The organism is Nitrosomonas mobilis (assembly GCF_900103035.1).
In the GTDB taxonomy this organism is placed as follows: Bacteria; Pseudomonadota; Gammaproteobacteria; order Burkholderiales; family Nitrosomonadaceae; genus Nitrosomonas; species Nitrosomonas mobilis.
Genome location: NZ_FMWO01000042.1, coordinates 1 through 20,717 on the forward strand (window position 1 = coordinate 1; position 20,717 = coordinate 20,717).

Below are 20,717 nucleotides of genomic sequence, written 5' to 3' on the forward strand. Positions count from 1 at the left end.
GATTTTGGCTGAAGGGAGTACTGCTAGCTTGTGGTTTGATGGTAGCTGGTGGGATACAGGCGAACATATCGTCGGTACCGGACGTAACGTATGAAGCACTGGGTCTGGATCGGAGCAAGGCGACGCCGAAGGAGACACATGAAGCGTTAGTCAAGCGTTACAAGGATCCTGCACAAGGGGCGGGCAAAGGCACGATGGGGGAATACTGGGAACCGATTCCGTACAGCATGTACCTGGATCCGGCCACGTTTTACAAACCACCTACCTCGATGCGTGACAAAGCCAGCCGCAAGGAATGCGTAGAATGTCACACGGATGAGTCGCCGGTATGGGTACAGGCCTGGAAGCGCAGCACGCATGCCAACCTTGACAAGGTTCGCAAATTGCAACCCAGTGATCCGACCTACTACAAGAAAGCCAAGCTGGAAGAAGTCGAAGCCAACCTGCGTTCGATAGGCAAATTAGGCGAAAAAGAGCCTTTGAAAGAAGTGGGCTGTATTGACTGTCACGTATCGATCAATGCGGACTCTAAGCAAAAGATTGATCACAGCAAAGACCTGGTTATGCCAACGGCGGACGTTTGTGGAACCTGTCACCTGCGTGAATTTGCCGAACGGGAATCCGAACGTGACACCATGATCTGGCCGAATGGCCAATGGCCGGATGGTCGTCCGTCCCATGCGCTGGATTACAGCGCCAACGTTGAGACCACTGTCTGGGCCGCGATGCCGCAACGGGAAGTTGCAGAAGGTTGCACCATGTGTCATACCAACCAGAACAAATGTGACTCCTGCCACACTAGACATGAATTCTCTGCGGCGGAATCGCGTAAACCAGAAGCGTGCGCCACCTGCCACAGCGGGGTAGACCACAACAACTGGGAAACTTATTCGATGTCCAAGCACGGCAAGATGGTTGCCATGCTGGGAGACAAATGGAACTGGGAAGCGCCGCTGAAAGATGCCTACGCGGTAGGTGGACAGAACGCGCCGACCTGTGCGGGTTGCCATTTTGAATATGAAGGCGAATATACCCACAACATCACACGTAAAATCCGCTGGGCGAACTACCCGTTTGTTCCGGGCATAGCAGAAAACATCACCAGCGACTGGTCGGAAGCACGGCTTGACTCCTGGGTGGTTACCTGCACCCAGTGTCACTCTGAACGCTTTGCCCGTTCCTACCTTGAGCTGATGGACAAAGGTACGCTGGAAGGACTGGCCAAATATCAGGAAGCGCATGAACTGGTTGAAAAACTGTACAAGACGGGCAACCTGACGGGACAGAAAACCAACCGTCCTGCGCCACCGGAACCAGAGAAGCCTGGTTTCCACATTTTCACCCAGCTCTTCTGGTCGAAAGGCAACAATCCCGCCTCGATCGAACTGAAAGTACTGGAAATGGCTGAAAATGACCTGGCGAAAATGCACGTAGGCCTGGCCCACACCAACCCGGGTGGCTGGACATATACCGAAGGTTGGGGACCGATCAACCGTGCCTATGTTGAAATTCAGGACGAACATACCAAAATGCAGGCAATGGCTGCCCTGCAAGAACGTGTGAACAAACTGGACGGCAAGAAAACCAGCCTGCTGGACATCACCACCCCTGAGGAAAAAATCTCCTTGGGCGGACTGGGCGGTGGCCTATTGCTCGCGGGCACACTGGCCTTGATTGGCTGGCGTAGTCGCAAGCGGAAACAGGCTTGAGTGAGCCACTGACGACCGGCCGGCCCGCGCAAGCGGGCTGGCTGGACAAAGTCCTCCCGTTACTTGGCATCCTGCTGGTAACGGGAGGTTTTGTTTTGCTCATCTGGTTTGCCTGGCTATGGTTCACCCCTGGGACCGCCCCGTATCGCTATCAATTACTGGAGACGGGTGATAGCAGCAAATTTCCGCAACTGGAGCTGAGCGCATGGCCGGACCTGACCATTGATCAGTATGAAGTGTATGTACCAGAGATAGACCAGGTCGTTGCTCACGCCTATTTTGGACGGCGTGCACAACATTCCCCGGTACTGCTCGACTGGGAAAACCTGACCAGCGAACCGCTGTTAATACTCGATCGCAAGCCTGCCGAGCTGAGTACACTGGCAGCCGCCATCGACAAACATGCTGCAGCAGACGCCCTGATTCTGGCATGGTGGGACACCTCTGCGCAACTGGCCTTATTGACTGGACGCAACGTTTTATTCCGCAGTCCACTGCATGAACCCCTCATCATTCCGGACAGCTGGCAGGCACAACGTACTGCCATTCTTGCCTACGAGAGCGAACAGGTTGCGACCGCAGTAAGCGATGAGGAGCGCACCCGGTTCCAGCATTTCACTCATGCGCTGACAGAGCCACTTGAAGCGGGGCTGGCCGAATTGCGCAAACTATCCGATCCCAACCGCGAAACCTACCTGGTTGTACACGTCACCGACCTGTACAAGCTGGGACTGCTGTACCCGGACAAACTGGGAGTGGCCTATAAAAACTACCGCATGACCGGTAACATACATGGCATGATCAGCCACCTCAAAACCGAAATGGGCCGGCGTGGCTACACTACCTACACCCTGCAGTCACTGTCAGACGAACTGATTCGTGCCTTCTTCCTGACTGACGAGGCGAGCTATCAGACCCTGCTGGCACCGCTGTTGCCACTAACGGACCGCCCAGCGCCGCTGGAGCTTGACGCCCTGCAACTGATCTACCAGCAAGGCGGGTATTGGGTATACAAACTACCGACAGAACAACCATCCAGCTAGCGTGACGAATGAACACTAAATCTTGCGGGATACCTGCTTGCAATGATTTACAGTCTGTCGTGATCGGGTACAATACGGGCAGCGAGCGAATCGCAAGGCATTTTGATAAAATCAGAGCGGTTGCAAGGCAAACGAGCACATAAATAACCGGCAACCAGCTGGCTGACTCGAACAACCGTCCACCAACAAAAGGAGAAGCAATGAAACTCATCACTCTCGCCCAACTGCTGGTTGTGGCGCTTTTTACGCTAATGACTGGCAATCTCATGGCAGCAGAAGCACCATTTGAAGGCCGCAAGAAATGCAGCTCATGCCACAAGGCACAAGCCAAATCCTGGAGCAAAACTGCGCATGCCAAAGCGATGAAATCGCTCGAGCCTAACGCCAAAAAAGAAGCCAAGATCAAAGCCAAACTTGACCCGGCCAAAGACTACACCCAGGACAAGGACTGTGTGGGTTGTCATGTGGACGGGTTTAACAAAAAAGGCGGTTACAGCATTGATTCTCCGAAAAAGGTACTGGCTGCAGTAGGTTGTGAATCCTGCCATGGAGCGGGGCGGCAGTATCGAGGTGATCATCGCAAGGCGGGACAGGCTTTTGAGAAATCCGGCAAAACCACCTCACGTAAAGTACCGGCAGATAAAGGACAGGACTTCCACTTTGAAGAAAGCTGCAATGCCTGCCACCTGAATTATGAAGGATCACCGTGGAAGGGCGCCAAACCTCCTTACACCCCGTTCACTCCGGACGTGGATGAAAAATACACCTTCAAGTTCGATGAAATGGTCAAGGACGAAAAAGCCATGCATGAACATTACAAATTAGATGGTGTCTATACTGGAGAGCCTAAATTCAAATATCACGACGAGTTTCAGGCCAGCGCTAAAGAAACCAAAAAGGAAAAAGATTAAGACCAGCAACTTGGTTATTACTGGAGTTATTTGCTCCGAGGAAAGCAGCTTGTCTGTTTTCCTCGGAGCATGAAAAATATTATTATTTCTATAATTTTTTATGTTTGAGGAATTCTCTATTGAATACTGTAGTTTTTATTTATCGCCGATAAAAAAGAATCCAGTCAAACTATTACTTTCTGGTATGAGCAAAGATAACCCAACAGTTTTCATCTAACCGTCTAAAAGACGGTTTTTTATTTGTAGCATTATGAATGTATTTAAGCATTTCCCAGAGTTGAATGGTAACTATATACACCGCGGGCGGGATTACTTTATAGCTGGTTTTACCTTTTTCTGTGTGGCAGTGAGTCTGGTAATTGATACGCATGCAAGCTTGGCTTTCCAAAATTTTTTGGGAGTGATTGCCTGGATTTTTTTGATTGGGCTTTTATTGGGAGAAAATCGCGAAATACGTATGCAGGTTGCGATTGCCGTAGCATTTGCAACCGCTGGTGAGCATTTTGCGTCAATTTATATGGGAGGTTATACCTACAGGCTGGAGAACATACCACTATACATCCCTCCTGGACATGGCATGGTCTACTTAACAGCCGTTGCTTTGGCGCGATCTGGTTTTTTTCTTAAGCATGCTAGAAAAATTGCTATTTTTGTGATTTGGGTCTGTGGTCTGTGGTCTGCTTGGGGAGTCAGTGGTATTCCCCAACAGGGGGATCAGGTTGGTGCGTTATTGTATATTGTTTTGTTAATTTACTTATTCAAAGGGAGATCACCACTAGTCTATCTCGCAGCCTTTTTTATCACTACCTGGCTGGAGTTGATTGGAACGGCAGCGGGTACTTGGCGATGGGCAACTATCGAACCTGTATTCAATTTGTCGCAGGGTAATCCTCCAAGCGGTGTCGCTGCCTGGTATTGTTTAGTAGACGCAGTTGCAATTGGCTGTGCGCCAATTTTATTACAAGGGTTTCATAAATTTGGCTTGGTTTATAAACGAATAAAGACTATCGTACTAAATTTTAGAACGATTCTTAGTAAAAACAAGGCTTAATTGCTTTCACCGTAGATGTGGAGTAATTCCTGAAAAGTCTGCACATTGGTTTTCAGTGCTTTGAGGCTACAACCCTCTATATTTTTGTTCTCAAAATACTTGACGGAAAGTGCTGAAAGCAGTTTATAGGCGTGCTTTTTGGAAAAAATACAATGATTTATGATTAGTGAAATAACATTTGAACAGCTGGGTTTGTCCAGAGAGATTTTGCAAGCGGTTGCCGATGAGGGTTATGCGACGCCAACTGCTATCCAGGCTGAGGCAATTCCCGTGATTCTGGCTGGTCGGGACGTGATGGCGAGTGCTCAAACAGGGACAGGCAAAACTGCTGGTTTTACTCTACCATTGCTTCATAGATTGCAAGGGGTTGCAAATACGAGCGTATCTCCAGCTAAACATCCCGTCCGCGCACTAATCATGGCGCCAACCCGAGAGCTGGCCATCCAAATTGATGAAAGTGTTCGAAAGTATGGAAAATATTTGCCGCTGAAAGTTGCAGCCATTTATGGTGGCGTCAATATGTTGCCGCAAACACAAAGTTTGCGTAATGGCGTAGAAATATTGGTTGCCACGCCTGGGCGCTTGCTGGACCATATTGAGCAAAAGGTGGTTAATTTTTCTAAAACTGAAATATTAGTTTTGGATGAAGCAGATCGTATGCTGGATATGGGATTTTTGCCAGATATTAAACGAGTGATGGCACTGCTTCCCCAGCAACGCCAAAGCCTACTGTTTTCGGCAACTTTTTCATTAGAAATCAGAAGATTGGCGGATAGTTTATTAAAAAATCCTGTAAAAATTGAAGTTTCAAGGAAGAATACGGTTAATGAATCTATTTCGCATGTGGTGCACCTTGTTAATCCGGATAGCAAACTAAGGTTGCTGATTCACTTAATTAAGCAAGCAGAATTAACACAAGCTTTAATATTTGTTAAAACTAAGCAGAGTGCTGGAAAGTTGGCAACCTTACTAGCGCAACATGATATAACTGCCCTGGCAATTCACGGCGATAAGAATCAGCTACAGCGTACTCAGGCACTTGAAGCATTCAAGTTGGGCGAAGTTGAAGCGCTCGTAGCAACGGATGTGGCAGCACGAGGCCTTGATATCGATAAACTTTCTCATGTCATTAATTTTGAGTTACCCAGTACGCCAGAGGACTACATTCATCGAATAGGGCGAACTGGTCGTGCAGGCAGCAAAGGTAAGGCTATTTCGCTGGTAAGCGAGCATGAGAAGGAACTTTTGACCAATATTGAGAGATTGTTGAATGCCAAACTTGAGCTAATAGAAGTTCCTGGATTTATTGCAGATACATCGGTTCCCAGAACGCGACTGCAAAGAGAACAAACAGCGGCCCCCCGCCACCATTCTGGTACTCATAAACGATCACCACAATCGAAGCAAGACCCAATTTTTACACAACCATATATACCTAGTAGTGCAGCAGCTGCACTAATAAATCCAGTGGAATCTGGTGGAGATGAGCCTCATAAATCAGTCTTGCTATCCCAAAAACAGGAAGATACAAAACCCTTGCCTGTGCTGTTCAAGATGCCGGTAAAGGATAAAAAAAAATAATTCAAGTGGTACCCTGGAGACGAATCGAACGTCCGACCTACCCCTTAGGAGGGGGTTGCTCTATCCCCTGAGCTACCAGGGCTTGTACACTAACATTTTAAGGCTAATACAAAGCAATGAGAAATTTTAGTGTAAAAATTTTTTCCGCGTACAAATCTGAGATTATGAGAGATTGCCCTATTACTGGGGGTGTTGTCAAATGAGCTGTTAGCCCTGTTAGTCAGTGCGGGGTAATGCACGAGAATCACGGGAATGAGAGATGAGGTGGTTATGTGTGTGCCACGCGTGGACATGGGCATGGGGTGCCCACTGTACAAGGTGACGATCGCATAGCCCGTAGAGTGACACGCTTCTGCAGCAAGTCGGTATCCAGGTTGGCATGGCGTTATGCCGGGATTGCAAAGTGGATGACACCGTGACGATGTTCATGGTTGTACCATTGGACAAATATACCGACTCACTATAGTGGCCCCCTCCGTCAAGACAATAATGCATCGAAGGCAGCTTACAGCCAACTACTCGGCTGAAATTATTCATAAGCAGTATCAGAAGAGACTCAGTGCCAAATAGTCCTCCACCTGACGGAAAGTGGCTTTGGAGTAATCTGGAAAAGTAGAATTAAAAGCTACGAGAAATAAGAAGCAGTAAATACAAAACGGCTATTGAAGGACTACAACGCCAAACTTAAGGCATGAAAAGCCAAGCGTGAAGTCATTGAAAATAAAACCTGATTAGCTACCTGTCTCAGAAATTCTCAATATACCGATCGGAAGAGGTACTGTCGTTGCGGCGGCGCGCAGCAATCGCGGCACCATGGCAGCCAAATCAAAGCGGCGGTTGAAGCGATAGGAGAATTCTGCAAGATAGCACTCTGTGCAACTTGGCGTGATTGAATGCATGGTAGGTTCCGCTGAAGGCAGTCTTGAGATTGCCAGGAAGCGTATTGACCCAGCGAAACTCGGCACGCTGCACAGCAGATTTGCCACTTCCCACAATATGGCGCGCATGCTGCGCGGCTGTATGCGTAACCGCCCCGAAACACCCCAAACCATCAGATACGACTCGTGCAGTAGATGACAGACATTCAGCCGACCATTGTTTGAGCGCTTCATATGTAAAGCCCGCTACGGGAGTCAAGCGTATATAAAGTGGCTTCCCCTCGCTGTTTGTGTTGCCGCTACAAGTGGCGTCTTGCTTGCAGGGAAGATGAATATTGAGAACTTCTGGTTCAAACCACCTCTGAAAGTAAGTTCGGTAAATCTCATGCGTAGCCACTGCGCGACCATGCCGCCGGTCAGGGGGCCGCTTGTCATACCACGACGTCACAACATTGATAGGGAAAGTTTTTTCTGCAACCAGGCTCTAAATAACCCAATCAGCGTCCACTCTGTCGAGCAAATCTGCATCCAGATTATTTAAATTGTGTGTCCGGTTTAGTGTGGCCCACATCAGTTGCAATCTTTGTCTTCTCAAAATCATTGACTTGAAGCTTGTCATAACGTGGGCGCCCATGTGTGCCCATCAAATTGCTCCGAGTTGCCGAAAGTAAGTTCGTGTAGGTTAATTTTTGCCGCTTGCGACAATTTTTGCCGCCCGGGATGCGTGGTATTGCCTCAGAAATAAGGTTAAAGCGGGAATTGGGGGCGGATTATATATTTCTTTAATCAATCAACGGCAGTTCAGGGTAAATAAAAGTTGGCATGGTTGATGCTTATATTATTTGTGACCATACAACAGGAGGAAATCATGATCAATAAACTTGACAAATTTCTTGGTTTTCAACAGAACGCGCTCAATATGAGAGCTACCAGACAAACGATGCTAGCAAGCAATATCGCCAATGCAGATACGCCTAATTTCAAGGCCAGGGATTTTGATTTTTCCAAAGCGTTGCAAAATTCGCTTGCTCCTGGCCAGACGAATGTTGGATTGAACACAACTTCAGCCAAGCATATCAATCCTTCCAGTTTTCGTTCGATCGGTTCTTCACAGGCGCAGTACCGTATTCCACAACAACCGAGTGCGGATGGAAATACCGTCGATATGGATACCGAGCGCATGCAATTTGCTGACAATGCGCTGCGCTATGACGCTGGCCTGACTTTTGTCAGCGGCCAGATTAGAAGCTTGTTATCTGCCATCAGGGAGGGAAATTAATTATGTCGTTATTCAGTATTTTTAATATTGCAGGCTCATCGATGGCGGCGCAGTCACAGCGGTTGAATGTGGTAGCCAGTAATCTCGCCAATGCGGACAGCGTGACCAGCTCGACTGGCGAAGCTTACCGCGCGCGGCAGGTTGTATTCAAAACTATCGATGTCGATACGACTACTGCCAAGGGTGTCAAGGTGGCGGGCGTGGTGCACGATCCTTCACCGATGAAGGTGACTTATGACCCCAAGCATCCGATGGCGGATGAAAAAGGCTATGTCACGTCACCCAATGTCAACGCAATCGATGAGATGGTCAACATGATGTCTGCATCGCGATCCTATCAAAATAGCGTAGACATGATGAATACCACCAAAACACTGTTGCAGAAAACACTTTCAATCGGTCAATAAGGAGGCTCGCCATGAATCAGGTAGCAAACGTAAATTCCAGCATCTCGCCACTGCTTGGCAGTCAGGGGGAAAACTTGACTGCGGTACGCAAAAACGAGGATGACCCGCAGGAGCGCTTTCTTAAGCTGCTCGTGACTCAAATGCAGAATCAGGATCCATTGAATCCGATGGATAACGCTGAAGTGACCAGCCAGCTTGCGCAGATCAGCACCGTCAGTGGTATCGACAAGCTCAATGCCACGCTGGAAAAACTGGTAGCAAATGCCGATGCACGTAGCTCATTCGAAGCGGCTGCCATGATCGGGCGTGGCGTATTGGTTCCTGGTACTTCCATGCAGGTCGAAAAGGGTGCAGGAATTGGTGGTTTTGAACTGACGGAACCTGCCGACAAGGTAGTGGTGACGGTCAAGGATGCGGCCGGTATTGCCGTGCGTGATATCGATCTGGCTGCGCAATCGCTGGGTGTAAATACCTTTGTTTGGGATGGGCTGACCAATGGCGGCACCCAGACAGCCGATGGTCGTTACAGTTTTTCTGTGAAAGCAGTGCGAGGCGAGGCAGACGTCACAGCAACTACTTTGGCATTTGGTACGGTCAGCAGCGCGGCGCCAGGTGACGACGGTGCGTTGCTGGATGTGGGTGAACTGGGCTTTGCCGGCATGAATGATATTAAAAAAATATTTTAGGACAGGGGTATAAATCATGGGGTTTCAGCACGGATTAAGTGGGTTGAAGGCAGCGGTAACCAATCTGGATGTGGTGGGTAACAATATCGCCAATGCCAATGTGATTGGATTTAAACAATCCCAGGCGCAATTCAGTGATGTATTCGCTAATTCTCTTGGGGGCGCGGGCAGTAACCAGGTCGGGATTGGCACACAGGTGGCGGCAATTGCCCAGCAATTTTCACAGGGAAATATCAGCAATTCCAGCAATCCGCTGGATATTGCCATTGTCGGCGGTGGGTTTTTCCGCATGAGTGACAACGGTGCGATCAGTTACAGCCGTAATGGCCAGTTTCATCTCGATAGCAACGGGTTTCTGGTCAATGCGGACAACCTCAATGTCACGGGGTTTGCTGCCAACAAATCCGGGCAGATTCTTGCCGATACTCCCACCAATCTGCAACTGTCCACCGCGGAGCTGACACCACAGGCAACCAGCAAATTTGCCGCAGGCGTCAATCTTGACTCGCGCATCGATGTGCCGGCATCACTGCCAGACTTCGATGCCACTAATCCGGCGACGTATGCCAGCTCCACTTCCGGTGCAATCTTTGACAGTCTCGGCAATTCGCATACGCTGACCCTGTTCTTCCAGAAAAGCGCTCCGGCCACCTGGGAAGTTTTTGCCACGGTGGATGGCGCAACAGAGACAGACTCAATAACAGGAACGCCTGGTCAACCAGTTGGCGTGACGCTGGGTGGTTCATCCTCAATGACAATGAACTTTGACACCAATGGTGCGCTGACCGCACCCGCGGGGCCGATCACGGCATCGGTGAATTTGCCGGCAATCGCCACTAACCTGGGAAGGGCTGACTGGGGTGCGACTGCGCCGCTGGAGTTTTCGTTCGATCTGACCAGTTCCACCCAGTTTGGCAGTAATTTCGGCGTCAACAAACTGAGTCAGGATGGCTTTACTTCCGGTCGTCTGGCGGGATTCAGCGTGTCCGATGATGGCACGATTAATGGTAACTATACCAATGGCGAAAACGCCACACTGGGCCGAGTCGTGCTGGCGAGCTTTGCTAATACGAATGGCCTTAAGCCATTTGGACGAAATCAATGGCTGGAAACGGCGGATTCCGGGCTGCCACTGGTGGGCCTGCCGTCGAGTGGCACGCTGGGTTCGCTGCAATCTGCTGCAGTGGAAGAAGCCAATGTGGATCTGACCACCGAGCTGGTCAGCCTGATTACCGCGCAACGAGTCTATCAGGCCAACGCGAAAACCATTGAAGCACAGGATGCTGTCCTCCAGACGCTGGTTAACCTTTGATTTATATTGATCAATTAACAGGTAACTGAATATTATGGATCGAATGATTTATACCGCGATGACCGGTGCGCTGCATACCATGACGCAGCAAGCAACGGCTTCGCACAATCTGGCGAATGCTTCGACCACCGGCTACCGCGCACAGACGGACAGTTTTCGTGCGGTGCCGATTTACGGTGACAGCCTGCCGACCCGAGCGTTTGTGCTGGATACCACTACTGGCTCCGATTTCAGCCCGGGGTCGATTCAGCATACTGGCCGACCACTGGATGTGGCGGTACAGAGTGAAGGCTGGCTTACGGTGCAGCTGGAAAATGGGGAGGAAGCCTATACTCGCCACGGCAATCTGCAAATTGATGCTAATGGAGTGCTGATGACGCGTGATGGTCTGAATGTCAAGGGGGATGGCGGTGTCATTGCCATTCCGCCTGATAGCCGCGTCATGATCGCCAAGGACGGTACCGTCTCGATCGTTTCTGATGACTCGAAAGTAACGGCGGTGTCGATCGTTGGCCGTCTCAAACTCGTCAATCCACCCGCCGAGGAAATGATCCGGGGAGATGACGGGCTGTTCCGCCTGAAAAATGGCGAAGCCGCACCGGCCGATCCAAAGGTGGTGCTGGTGGAAGGCGCACTTGAGGGTAGTAACGTCAATGTCATTCATGAAATGGTAAAGATGATTTCACTGGCGCGCCAGTTCGACATGCAGATGAAAATGCTGGAAAACGCGCAACAGAATTCGCAGCAGGCAAGCGAAATCCTGACGCTCAGAAGTTAGCCATCAATCAATCAGTTTCGATAAAAGGACAATAGTATGACACGCGCATTATGGATTTCAAAAACCGGTCTGGATGCACAACAGACCAAAATGGACGTAATTGCCAACAATCTGGCCAACGTCAGTACTAATGGTTTCAAGCGGATGCGGCCGGTATTTGAGGACCTGCTTTATCAGACCTTGCGTCAACCCGGCGCGCAGTCCTCCGAGCAAACCCGTCTGCCATCTGGTTTGCAGATGGGCACCGGCGTACGGCCAGTAGCGACCGAAAATATTTTCATGCAGGGCAATCTGCAGCAGAGTGGTAATCCGCGCGATGTGGCGATTCAGGGTGAAGGATTTTTCCAGATTCTATTGCCAGATGGCACGCTGGCCTATACCCGTGACGGGGCGTTCCAGTCGGATGAAAATGGGCAATTGGTAACGTCCAGCGGTTTCATTGTACAGCCGGGCATCACCATTCCACCGGATGCATTGAGCGTTACCATCGCGCGTGATGGAACCGTTTCGGCTTTGACGCCCGGAACGGCTGCACCGGTACAGGTGGGAACACTGCAGCTGACCCGTTTTATCAATCCGGCGGGACTGCAGCGTTTTGGCGAGAATCTCTATTTGGAAACGGCATCGAGCGGTGTCGCTAACCCCGGTATTGCCGGTACGAATGGTATGGGGCTGCTCAATCAGGGATTCGTGGAAACATCCAACGTCAATGTTGTCGAGGAGCTGGTCGAAATGATCCAGACGCAGCGTGCTTACGAGATCAATTCCCGCTCGATCCAGACATCGGACCAGATGCTGCAAAAACTAGCACAGCTGTAATCATTTTTTTATCCATGAGCTTACAACGGACATCATGAAATCGATCAACCGTTTCGCCCTGTGCGATAAATTCCGTATCGTCAGACTGGTGTTGCCTGCGCTGGTTCTGGTGGTATCCGGATGTGCGATCACGCCCAAGCCCGCCGTGCAGCAGCCGATGACGATCCGGCCGGAAATTGCACCACCGGTCCCGGCCGTGGAAACGCACGGCAGCATCTACCAGACTGCTTTCAGTCATCAGTCCAGCAGGCGTTACATTCCGCTGTTCGAGGACCGGCGTGCACGCGGTCTTGGTGACACCATCATCGTGACGCTCAACGAGCGTACCAATGCGAGCAAAAAAACCGGCAGTAACGTGAAGCGCGAGAGCGAAACCGGATTTTCGATTCCCTCGTTTATTGGAATTCCACTCAAGAGTCTGTTCCAGGATGTTGCTTTGGAAACGGAATCGACCAACAAGTTTGATGGTCAAGGCGCAAGTTCCAGTAACAACAATTTCACTGGCACGATCGCGGTGACGGTGATCGATTTTCTGCCCAATGGCAATCTGCTGGTTAGTGGCGAAAAGCAGATCGGCATCAATCAGGGGCATGAATATATTCGCCTGTCTGGTGTGATCAATCCGATCAACATCATCCATAACACGGTGTCATCGGTACAGGTCGCGGATGCCCGTCTCGAATATCGTGGCAGTGGCTATCTGGATGAAGCGCAGACGATGGGCTGGCTGTCCCGGTTTTTTCTTTCGGTCTTACCCTTTTGAGCGAGCATTACTATGAGCTTACGTAACATTTTGTTTGGCTTTGCCTGGTTGGGCGTGTTACTAACGCCGTCCATGGTTGCCGCCGAACGCATCAAGGACATTACCAGTATTCAGGGGGTGCGTAGCAACCAGTTGATTGGCTATGGGCTGGTCGTGGGGCTGGATGGCACGGGCGATCAGACACAGCAGGCACCATTTTCGGTGCAGAGCATTGCCAGCATGCTGGGACAGCTTGGGGTCAATTTGCCGCCAGGTATCAACATGCAACTGCGCAATATCGCTGCGGTCATGGTGACAGCTGCCTTGCCTGCCTTTGCCAAACCGGGGCAGAATATCGACGTGACTGTGTCATCGATGGGTAACGCCAAGAGCCTGCGTGGTGGCACGCTGTTGATGACGCCGCTGAAAGGCATTGATAATCAAGTTTATGCGGTTGCACAAGGATCTTTGGTGATTGGCGGTGCGGGTGCGGGTTCGGCAGGCAGCAGTGTGCAGATCAATCATCTGAATGCGGGAAGAATCAGCGCGGGTGCGATTGTTGAGCGCGCGGTGCCAACTGTGCTCGGTCAAGGCGAGCATATTCATCTGGAGTTACGTGATACTGATTTCACGACGGCCAGGATGATTGTCGAGACAGTCAACAGTCGCTTTCCATCAGGTACTGCCACTGCGCTTGATGGACGCATCATCCAGATCAGGGCGCCGCTGGACAGCAGCCAGCGTGTGACATTTATTTCGCAGATCGAGAATTTGGAAATCAATCCAGCGCAAGGCCCGGCGAAAGTCATCATCAATGCACGTACCGGCTCGGTCGTCATGAATCAAGCAGTGATGCTGGCAACGAGTGCGGTGGCGCACGGTAATCTGTCCGTCATCATCAATACTCAGCCGATCATCAGCCAGCCTGGGCCTTTCTCGGAGCGGGGGGAGACTGTGGTGGTGCCACAATCACAAATCGAAATTCGTTCGGATGAAGGCAATCTGATGCTGTTGCCGGGTGCGGCGAATCTCGCGGAAGTGGTCAAGGCATTGAATGCAATCGGTGCTACGCCGCAGGATCTGCTCGCCATTCTGCAGGCGTTGAAAGCAGCCGGTTCTCTCCGTGCCGAACTCGAAATCATCTAGTGAGGCCTGCATGATCAATACGTCCGATCTGACTGGCCAGCTGGCAATCGATAGTCAGAGTATCGAGAAGTTGCGTCATCACGCGAGGCAAAATCCTGAGGAAGGACTTCATCAGGCAGCAAAGCAATTTGAGGCATTGTTTGTCAATATGATGCTGAAGAGCATGCGTGATGCTTCACCTGAAAAGGGGTTATTCGACAATGAACAGTCGAAATTCTACACACAGATGCTCGATCAGCAGTTGGCACAGAATTTTGCCGAAAAGGGAATTGGTCTGGCTGACATGATCGTGCAGCAATTGACGCAATCGATTGAGGCGGATGCCAGCCCGGATACGACAATCGGTGAGGCAAATGCGATGCTGGGTGCACTTGCCGATCAGCAGGCGGTACCGCTCGTCAATCTGTCACCCAGTCAGCCACGGGATTTGCCGTCGCAGCTATGGTCAAGCCCTTACACAGCAATAGCCAGACCGAATTATTCCGGTATGACGCCGACGCCGCACGGCGAGCCACTGGTCACAATCAAGGCGGAACGCATGGCAGTAATGGAGCCGATATTGCGTCAACCTCGGGAATTCGTCGCCGAGCTATTGCCACATGCCAGGAAAGTCGCGCAGGAAACCGGAATTCCCGAACGTTTCATGATCGCGCAGGCGGCGCTGGAAACTGGCTGGGGCAAGCACCAGATTCGTGACAAAGACAATGCGCCAAGCTTCAATTTGTTCGGCATCAAGGCGGGCGCTTCCTGGCGCGGCAGGGTCGTTGAAGCAACGACCACTGAATATATTGATGGCAAGCCAGAGAAGTTGCGCGAGAAATTCCGTGCCTATGCTTCGTTTGAAGAGGCTTTTCGCGATTATGCCAATTTGCTGCAGAACCATTCCCGCTACGCCCCTGTAGTGAAAAGCCGCAGTGCAACCGCGTTTGCGTGGGGATTGCAGCAGGCCGGTTACGCAACTGATCCACACTATGCGAAAAAACTGATCAATATCATCAACAGCGATGTATTTAATTTCAAGGCAACAGGCGGCTAACACAGGTCCATGGGTTAATTTCCTGCTGTAATTGCCGTTAATAACCTCAATTAGTTTATTAAAGATAAGGACAAAAATATGGGAAACAGTCTTGCGAATATTGGTGTCTCCGGCCTGCGTACCGCGCAGGCACAATTGTTGACCACCAGCCACAATATCAGTAACGCTTCTACGCCCGGCTATAATCGCCAGCAGGCAATCGCCAGCACCAATATTCCGGATATGCGTGGCAACGGGTTTGTTGGTCAGGGAGTGCAGGTCTCGACGGTGCAGCGCATATTCAGCCAGTTTCTGTTCACCCAGTCGTTGCAGACACAAAACCAGAGCAGTCAGCTCGACAGTTACTATAACGAGGTCAAGCAGCTCGATAATTTACTGGCAGACACCTCATCGGGGTTGACGCCTGCGCTGCATGCTTTTTTCAACGCCGTACAGGATGTGGCTGCCAATCCGGCTTCCGTGCCGTCGCGTCAGGCAATGCTCAGCAATGCCGAAGCGCTCACGGGACGTTTTCAGTCCATGGATCAGCGCTTCAGCGAGGTGCGTGAAGGTGTCAACAGTCAACTGACCAGCTCAGTTGATGAAATCAACTCGCTGGCGAAACAGATCGGCAGAATGAACCTGAATATCCAGACAGTGGAAGGTTCATCCGGTGGGCAGCCCGCCAATGATCTGCGCGATCAGCGCGATGCGTTGATACGAGACCTGAGTAAACTGGCCAATGTTTCAGTCGTGCGGCAGGATAACGGGCATCACAATGTGTTCATCGGCAATGGTCAGGCACTGGTAGTCGGCTCGGAAACCATGGCGCTCAAAGCCGTGCCCTCCAGGGAAGATCCACAGCGGCTAACGGTGGCGATGGATCTGGGCAGCAAAACCGTTTTGATTCCGGAACATCAGTTGCAGGGCGGAAGTATGGGCGGTCTCATCGCCTTCCGTAACGAGACGCTTGATTCGGCACAAAATGAATTCGGCTTGCTGGCGCTCGGGCTGGCGAAGACCTTCAATGATCAGCATCGCCTCGGGCAGGATCTGAGTGGGTTGCTTGGCGAAGACTTTTTCAAGGTACCTGAGCCGGAAATACTGTCGGCGCTCGACAATACGTCGGCTTCCAGCGTGACGGCAATCGTCAGTGATGTCAGCAAGTTGACCGCCAGTGATTACCGTCTCGATTTTGATGGCAGTAATTACACGCTGACACGTTTGACCGATAACACTGCAACTGCGCCAACCGCGGGATTGCCGCTGACACTGGATGGGCTGAGCGTTACCAGTGGTAGCATGCAGGCAGGCGAGTACTTTGTCATTCAGCCTACCCGCGAGGCCGCCAGAAACATTCAGGTTGCCATCAGCGATACAGCAAAGATTGCCGCAGCGGCGCCAATCCGGACTGAAGCCGCTACCAGTAATACTGGCACCGGCAAGATTAGTGCGGGCAAGGTGGATACGCTTGATGCGAACCTGCAACAGGCCGTGACGATTACCTTTCATTCGCCGTTTGATGGCAAATTTGATATTGCAGGGGTGGGTGCTGCCGAAACCGATAAGGATTATGAATCCGGTGCCGATATCAGTTTCAATGGGCTAACGGTGCAGATCAGCGGCGAGCCGGCGGCGGGGGATACATTCACAATCGGGGCCAACACCAGCGGTGTTTCGGATAACCGCAATGCCTTGTTGCTGGCCGGACTACAAACGAAAAAGACGTTAATCGGTGGAACTGCGTCTTTGCAATCCGGTTATGCGCGCCTGGTCAGCCAGATCGGCAACCAAACCCGCGAGCTGGAAGTCATGAATACCGCACAGGCCAATCTGCTGGCGCAGACCGATCAGTCGCTGCAATCACTCTCCGGCGTCAACCTGGAAGAGGAAGCGGCTAATCTGTTGCGTTACCAGCAGGCGTTCCAGGCATCCAGCAAGGTGATTGAAGTCAGCAATACGCTGTTCGATACCTTGCTTAGAATTTAGAAAAATCATCGACCCAATTCGGAGGAAACAACCATGATGCGCGTCAGCACCAATACTCTGTTCGATCAAGGCACAAAATCCATGTTGCAACAACAGAATTCGCTATTCAAGCTGCAACAGCAAATCTCGACCGGCAAGCGTATCGTTACACCCTCCGATGATCCGATTGGTGCGGCGCGCGCGCATGAATTGACCCAGGCAGCTTCATTGAATGCGCAGTACATGGAAAACCGCCAGCGAGCAGGGGACAGCCTTAAACTGGTCGATAGTACACTGGGCAGTGTGACTAATTTGATTCAGAACGTACAATCGCTGACCGTAGCGGTCGGTAATCCAACATTGTCGGATAGCGACCGGTCGAATATGGCAATCGAGCTGCGTGGTCGTTTCGAGGAATTGTTGGGATTGGCCAACACGACCGACGACGAGGGCAATTATCTGTTCTCCGGCTTTCAAGGCAAAACTCAGCCTTTTGTTCAAGTTGCCGGCGGGGTGCAATATGCGGGCGATCAGGGGCAACGTCTGGCGCAGGTATCTGCTTCCCGTCAATTGTCGGTCAGTGAAACCGGGCTGGCGATTTTTGAGCAGATCAAAAATGGTAATGGCACGTTTGTGACTGCTGCAACAAATACCAATAATGGCAGTGGCGTGATTGGTTCCGGCTCGGTAACCGATGCCGCCAGTCTGACCGGGGATGATTACAAGATCAGTTTCAGCGTGACAGGCGGTGTGACGACCTTCGAGGTGACCAATGCTACCCCCGGAACGGTATTATCCGGCCCCTATACCAGTGGAGAAGCGATCAGCTTTGACGGTCTGCAGTTTGCCATCAAGGGAGCGCCTGCCGATGGCGACACATTCACCGTGCAACCTAGCCGTCATGAAAGTCTGTTTACCACCATCGGTAATTTTATTGCCGCGCTGGAAACGCCTGCGAGCGGTGCGGCTGGAAATGCGAGGCTCACCAACAGCATGAACAGCACGCTGCAAAATTTAGACCATGCCCTGACCAACGTATTGGGCACACGTGCCGCCGCCGGTGCGCGCCTGCAGGAGGTCGATGCATTGCAACAAGCTGGAGAAGACACCGCCGTCCAATATCAACAGTCGCTATCCCGTCTGCAGGATCTGGATTTTGCCCAGGCTATCTCCGACTTGACCCGTCAGCAGGCATTGCTTGAAGCAGCTCAGCAATCCTTTATCCGTATCTCGGGATTGTCCCTGTTCAACAAAATCTGACGGGCGATAGAAATTGTGCCGGACAGCTATTGATCAAGCGGGGAGACGTCCAGCCCGCCTAAGGTGACCCCAATATCAAATCCCCGGCCGGTGCCGGAAATTACAAGAGATACCACGCCACGCGTCATGACCTGCCCGTGTCCCGACCGGATCACACCGACGTGCCCTTCCAGCGCGACAAAAGCGCCATAAATTTCACTGATGTCTTTCAGCTCCGAAAAATAGCCGGTACCATCCAGGTCGGATTTTCCAATGGTGAATCCAACTCCCCTGGAGCGCAGTTTGACCTGGGCGCGCTGACCGTTGCTGCAGGTGACGTTGCCGCTGCCATCATAATGCCTGACGACAAATGACCATCCACTGAGTTTGTAATCCATCGAACAGGAAATGTACGAGCCTGATGCCTGTACCGGGGCCGTGATGGCGGCAATACTCAGGAACCCGGCAAGAATCGTTAGTTTTTTCAAAATTGTAGATGGTTTCATTGACATGTTTCCCTCAAGAAATAAATGATGTGTCTATTGTAATATAGCCAGTCAGCGGACATAGGGCTGAATCTTGTTTGCGCAAATTCCGGCCTGCAAACAATGCGCACAGAATCATCCGGATTTCAGCGGTTTGTCAAACGCTCCAGCCGCAGTCGATGCCGGGTATCGGTCAGTCGGTAAATTCCACCTACGACGGCGCTGACGGAGCCAAGAGCGGTACCTCCTGCGATCAGGAACAGGATCAACATCTGGTATTTGACCGCTTCCATCGGATCGGCGCCGGCGAGAATCTGGCCGGTCATCATGCCGGGGAACGAAACGATGCCGGTTGCGGCCATGGTGTTGATGATCGGCATCAGCGCGTTGCGCAGCGCTTCGCGGGTAACTGGCAAGGTTGCCTGCCAGCGTGTAGCGCCAAGCATCAGCTGCGCCTCGATAGCGCTACGTTCACGTGCCGCACCGTTCAACAGGCTGTATAGCCCCAGGCTGATTCCCGACATGATATTGCCGAGAATCATGCCTAACACTGGCAAGGCATAGCGCGGGTCATACCATGGATCAGGTTGTATCTGGGTGGTCAGTGCAAATAATGTGACCACTGTGGTTGCCAACAGCATGCAGCCGGTTCCCAGCCCATAAAGCCACAGACCTGCCAGCCGTCGTTCTTGCCGGGCAATGATTTCACGACCGGCAAACAGCACCATGAGCAATACCATCAGCCCAGTCCAGAGTGGAGAAGACAGCGCGAACAGCGTTTTCAGCACGAATCCGATCAGGGTCAGTTGCACGATCATGCGCAGGGTGGCGATCAACAGTTGGCGCTCCAGCCGCAGCTGCAGGTAAAAAGACAGGCATCCATTGAATATCACCAGTACCGAGGCCAGCACCAGATCGTACAGGTCGAGCGTGATGTGGTTCATGAGATAACGGATGTGCGGAGCGTGGTTTCAAGGACATGGCCGTTCTGCACATGCAGGCAGCGTTGTGCAATCCGCTGTGCCTGGGCAGGGTCGTGTGTCACCCACAACAGGCTGGTACCATTCTGCAGCAGTTGCAGCAAAAGAGATTCGACGATGGAGACACTTGTTCGGTCGAGACCGGAAGTCGGTTCATCGAGCATCAACACGCGAGGACTACGCACAAGGGCGCGTGCCAGGGCGAGCCGCTGCCGTTCTCCAGTGGACAAGGTTCGTATCGCGGCGCTACGGATGGAAGTCGGTAACTGCAAGGCTTCGACCCAGAAGCAAGCTGCTTCCCAATCCGGAAAATGTGCATCCACCCGATCTTCCCACCAGCCCGCTTCCGCAGGCAGATACATGACTTGGAGGCGCCATTGTGGTGCAGGAATGGTATGACACGCAACGCCATCGAGACTGATCGTTCCCTCATGTGGGTCGAGATCCGCGATGGCTCGCAACAGTAGGCTTTTACCCGAACCGGAAGGGCCCTGTACAGCGAGGCATTCTCCATCAGCCAGACTGAACGAGACTGGTTGAAGTATAGAACGGGATAAATGGTCAACCGTGAGCATGAAAATCAGGGTTTTGCCGTGGAGAAGCCGGCATCCAGGGAAGTTTCGTGAGGAGATTGTGTATGATGAGGTGTGTTTGCGAGGAGGTGAATGAGAATAGATTTATGCACAAC

The 20,717-nt window shown here is 51.5% G+C and carries 21 protein-coding genes and 1 tRNA gene; 17 read left to right on the plus strand and 5 right to left on the minus strand.

The features are described from left to right. Nucleotides 1-8: 8 nt before the first annotated feature. From NSMM_RS04870 to NSMM_RS04890, 5 genes are all read left to right on the plus strand, one after another. On the plus strand, nucleotides 9-1,709 hold the full coding sequence (locus NSMM_RS04870; RefSeq protein WP_245654689.1) for a multiheme c-type cytochrome: 1,701 nt from the start codon (nucleotides 9-11) through the stop codon (nucleotides 1,707-1,709). Continuing rightward, nucleotides 1,706-2,752, plus strand: a complete 1,047-nt coding sequence (gene haoB, locus NSMM_RS04875) for a hydroxylamine oxidation protein HaoB (RefSeq protein ID WP_090285168.1) — start codon at nucleotides 1,706-1,708, stop codon at nucleotides 2,750-2,752. Before NSMM_RS04870 ends, haoB begins: the two co-directional genes overlap by 4 nt. Before the next feature lie 200 nt (nucleotides 2,753-2,952). Then, nucleotides 2,953-3,663 carry a cytochrome c-550 CycA gene (cycA, locus tag NSMM_RS04880; protein WP_090285170.1) on the plus strand — a complete coding sequence of 237 codons (711 nt, stop codon included), beginning with the start codon at nucleotides 2,953-2,955 and terminating at the stop codon, nucleotides 3,661-3,663. Between the two features lie 250 nt (nucleotides 3,664-3,913). Further along, a complete protein-coding gene (locus NSMM_RS04885; protein WP_090285172.1) occupies nucleotides 3,914-4,714 on the plus strand; it encodes a hypothetical protein in 801 nt (266 codons plus the stop codon). A gap of 159 nt (nucleotides 4,715-4,873) precedes the next feature. Continuing rightward, nucleotides 4,874-6,295 carry a DEAD/DEAH box helicase gene (locus NSMM_RS04890; RefSeq protein ID WP_090285174.1) on the plus strand — a complete coding sequence of 474 codons (1,422 nt, stop codon included), beginning with the start codon at nucleotides 4,874-4,876 and terminating at the stop codon, nucleotides 6,293-6,295. 6 nt (nucleotides 6,296-6,301) lie between these two features. Here NSMM_RS04890 and NSMM_RS04895 read toward each other — a convergent pair. Beyond that, a tRNA-Arg gene (locus tag NSMM_RS04895) sits at nucleotides 6,302-6,377 on the minus strand. 190 nt (nucleotides 6,378-6,567) lie between these two features. Between NSMM_RS04895 and NSMM_RS16000 the strand changes: the two genes are divergently transcribed. Then, nucleotides 6,568-6,714 (plus strand): hypothetical protein, encoded by a 147-nt coding sequence (locus NSMM_RS16000; protein WP_218121017.1) that lies wholly within the window; start codon nucleotides 6,568-6,570, stop codon nucleotides 6,712-6,714. A 406-nt stretch (nucleotides 6,715-7,120) separates the two neighbouring features. Here NSMM_RS16000 and NSMM_RS04900 read toward each other — a convergent pair whose 3' ends face one another. Next, nucleotides 7,121-7,570, minus strand: a complete 450-nt coding sequence (locus NSMM_RS04900; protein WP_090285175.1) for a transposase — start codon at nucleotides 7,568-7,570, stop codon at nucleotides 7,121-7,123. A gap of 471 nt (nucleotides 7,571-8,041) precedes the next feature. On the opposite strand from NSMM_RS04900, the gene flgB reads away from it, so the two are divergent. The 11 genes from flgB to flgL all read left to right on the plus strand — a co-directional run bounded on the left by flgB (nucleotide 8,042) and on the right by flgL (nucleotide 18,585). Further along, nucleotides 8,042-8,452 (plus strand): flagellar basal body rod protein FlgB, encoded by a 411-nt coding sequence (gene flgB / locus NSMM_RS04905; protein ID WP_090285238.1) that lies wholly within the window; start codon nucleotides 8,042-8,044, stop codon nucleotides 8,450-8,452. Between the two features lie 2 nt (nucleotides 8,453-8,454). Then, nucleotides 8,455-8,859 (plus strand): flagellar basal body rod protein FlgC, encoded by a 405-nt coding sequence (flgC, locus tag NSMM_RS04910; protein WP_090285177.1) that lies wholly within the window; start codon nucleotides 8,455-8,457, stop codon nucleotides 8,857-8,859. Nucleotides 8,860-8,870: 11 nt separating this feature from the next. Continuing rightward, nucleotides 8,871-9,545 (plus strand): flagellar hook assembly protein FlgD, encoded by a 675-nt coding sequence (locus NSMM_RS04915; protein ID WP_090285179.1) that lies wholly within the window; start codon nucleotides 8,871-8,873, stop codon nucleotides 9,543-9,545. Nucleotides 9,546-9,561: 16 nt separating this feature from the next. Then, nucleotides 9,562-10,857: a flagellar hook protein FlgE gene (gene flgE, locus NSMM_RS04920; protein WP_090285182.1), complete on the plus strand. Its 1,296-nt coding sequence runs from the start codon at nucleotides 9,562-9,564 to the stop codon at nucleotides 10,855-10,857. A gap of 34 nt (nucleotides 10,858-10,891) precedes the next feature. Next, entirely contained in the window at nucleotides 10,892-11,635 is a 744-nt protein-coding gene (flgF, locus tag NSMM_RS04925) for a flagellar basal-body rod protein FlgF (RefSeq protein ID WP_090285184.1), read from the plus strand. A 36-nt stretch (nucleotides 11,636-11,671) separates the two neighbouring features. Further along, a complete protein-coding gene (flgG, locus tag NSMM_RS04930) occupies nucleotides 11,672-12,454 on the plus strand; it encodes a flagellar basal-body rod protein FlgG (RefSeq protein ID WP_090285186.1) in 783 nt (260 codons plus the stop codon). Nucleotides 12,455-12,488: 34 nt separating this feature from the next. Then, complete coding sequence (locus NSMM_RS04935) at nucleotides 12,489-13,217, plus strand: flagellar basal body L-ring protein FlgH (RefSeq protein WP_090285189.1); 729 nt, start codon at nucleotides 12,489-12,491, stop codon at nucleotides 13,215-13,217. A 12-nt stretch (nucleotides 13,218-13,229) separates the two neighbouring features. Further along, nucleotides 13,230-14,342 carry a flagellar basal body P-ring protein FlgI gene (locus NSMM_RS04940; RefSeq protein ID WP_090285191.1) on the plus strand — a complete coding sequence of 371 codons (1,113 nt, stop codon included), beginning with the start codon at nucleotides 13,230-13,232 and terminating at the stop codon, nucleotides 14,340-14,342. A gap of 10 nt (nucleotides 14,343-14,352) precedes the next feature. Then, nucleotides 14,353-15,378: a flagellar assembly peptidoglycan hydrolase FlgJ gene (gene flgJ, locus NSMM_RS04945; protein WP_090285193.1), complete on the plus strand. Its 1,026-nt coding sequence runs from the start codon at nucleotides 14,353-14,355 to the stop codon at nucleotides 15,376-15,378. 78 nt (nucleotides 15,379-15,456) lie between these two features. Next, nucleotides 15,457-17,346, plus strand: coding sequence for a flagellar hook-associated protein FlgK (flgK, locus tag NSMM_RS04950; RefSeq protein ID WP_090285195.1), 1,890 nt, complete (start codon nucleotides 15,457-15,459; stop codon nucleotides 17,344-17,346). A gap of 33 nt (nucleotides 17,347-17,379) precedes the next feature. After that, entirely contained in the window at nucleotides 17,380-18,585 is a 1,206-nt protein-coding gene (flgL, locus tag NSMM_RS04955; RefSeq protein ID WP_245654687.1) for a flagellar hook-associated protein FlgL, read from the plus strand. Nucleotides 18,586-18,611: 26 nt separating this feature from the next. On the opposite strand, the gene NSMM_RS04960 is transcribed toward flgL, so the two are convergent. The 3 genes from NSMM_RS04960 to NSMM_RS04970 form a co-directional block, all read right to left on the minus strand. Beyond that, on the minus strand, nucleotides 18,612-19,070 hold the full coding sequence (locus NSMM_RS04960) for a hypothetical protein (protein WP_143001864.1): 459 nt from the start codon (nucleotides 19,068-19,070) through the stop codon (nucleotides 18,612-18,614). A 125-nt stretch (nucleotides 19,071-19,195) separates the two neighbouring features. Beyond that, nucleotides 19,196-19,993: an ABC transporter permease gene (locus tag NSMM_RS04965; RefSeq protein WP_090285199.1), complete on the minus strand. Its 798-nt coding sequence runs from the start codon at nucleotides 19,991-19,993 to the stop codon at nucleotides 19,196-19,198. Then, complete coding sequence (locus NSMM_RS04970; RefSeq protein WP_090285201.1) at nucleotides 19,990-20,604, minus strand: ABC transporter ATP-binding protein; 615 nt, start codon at nucleotides 20,602-20,604, stop codon at nucleotides 19,990-19,992. Before NSMM_RS04970 ends, NSMM_RS04965 begins: the two co-directional genes overlap by 4 nt. Nucleotides 20,605-20,717 lie beyond the last annotated feature (113 nt).

Coding starts and splice junctions, on each gene's coding strand:
- NSMM_RS04965 (WP_090285199.1), bottom strand. CDS start 19,993: ATGAACCACATCACGCTCGACCTGTACGATCTGGTGCTGGCCTCGGTA.
- cycA (WP_090285170.1), top strand. CDS start 2,953: ATGAAACTCATCACTCTCGCCCAACTGCTGGTTGTGGCGCTTTTTACG.
- NSMM_RS04890 (WP_090285174.1), top strand. CDS start 4,874: ATGATTAGTGAAATAACATTTGAACAGCTGGGTTTGTCCAGAGAGATT.
- flgC (WP_090285177.1), top strand. CDS start 8,455: ATGTCGTTATTCAGTATTTTTAATATTGCAGGCTCATCGATGGCGGCG.
- NSMM_RS04935 (WP_090285189.1), top strand. CDS start 12,489: ATGAAATCGATCAACCGTTTCGCCCTGTGCGATAAATTCCGTATCGTC.
- flgG (WP_090285186.1), top strand. CDS start 11,672: ATGACACGCGCATTATGGATTTCAAAAACCGGTCTGGATGCACAACAG.
- NSMM_RS04970 (WP_090285201.1), bottom strand. CDS start 20,604: ATGCTCACGGTTGACCATTTATCCCGTTCTATACTTCAACCAGTCTCG.
- NSMM_RS04885 (WP_090285172.1), top strand. CDS start 3,914: ATGAATGTATTTAAGCATTTCCCAGAGTTGAATGGTAACTATATACAC.
- NSMM_RS04960 (WP_143001864.1), bottom strand. CDS start 19,070: ATGAAACCATCTACAATTTTGAAAAAACTAACGATTCTTGCCGGGTTC.
- flgE (WP_090285182.1), top strand. CDS start 9,562: ATGGGGTTTCAGCACGGATTAAGTGGGTTGAAGGCAGCGGTAACCAAT.
- NSMM_RS04915 (WP_090285179.1), top strand. CDS start 8,871: ATGAATCAGGTAGCAAACGTAAATTCCAGCATCTCGCCACTGCTTGGC.
- flgB (WP_090285238.1), top strand. CDS start 8,042: ATGATCAATAAACTTGACAAATTTCTTGGTTTTCAACAGAACGCGCTC.
- flgF (WP_090285184.1), top strand. CDS start 10,892: ATGGATCGAATGATTTATACCGCGATGACCGGTGCGCTGCATACCATG.
- flgK (WP_090285195.1), top strand. CDS start 15,457: ATGGGAAACAGTCTTGCGAATATTGGTGTCTCCGGCCTGCGTACCGCG.
- flgJ (WP_090285193.1), top strand. CDS start 14,353: ATGATCAATACGTCCGATCTGACTGGCCAGCTGGCAATCGATAGTCAG.
- NSMM_RS04940 (WP_090285191.1), top strand. CDS start 13,230: ATGAGCTTACGTAACATTTTGTTTGGCTTTGCCTGGTTGGGCGTGTTA.
- flgL (WP_245654687.1), top strand. CDS start 17,380: ATGATGCGCGTCAGCACCAATACTCTGTTCGATCAAGGCACAAAATCC.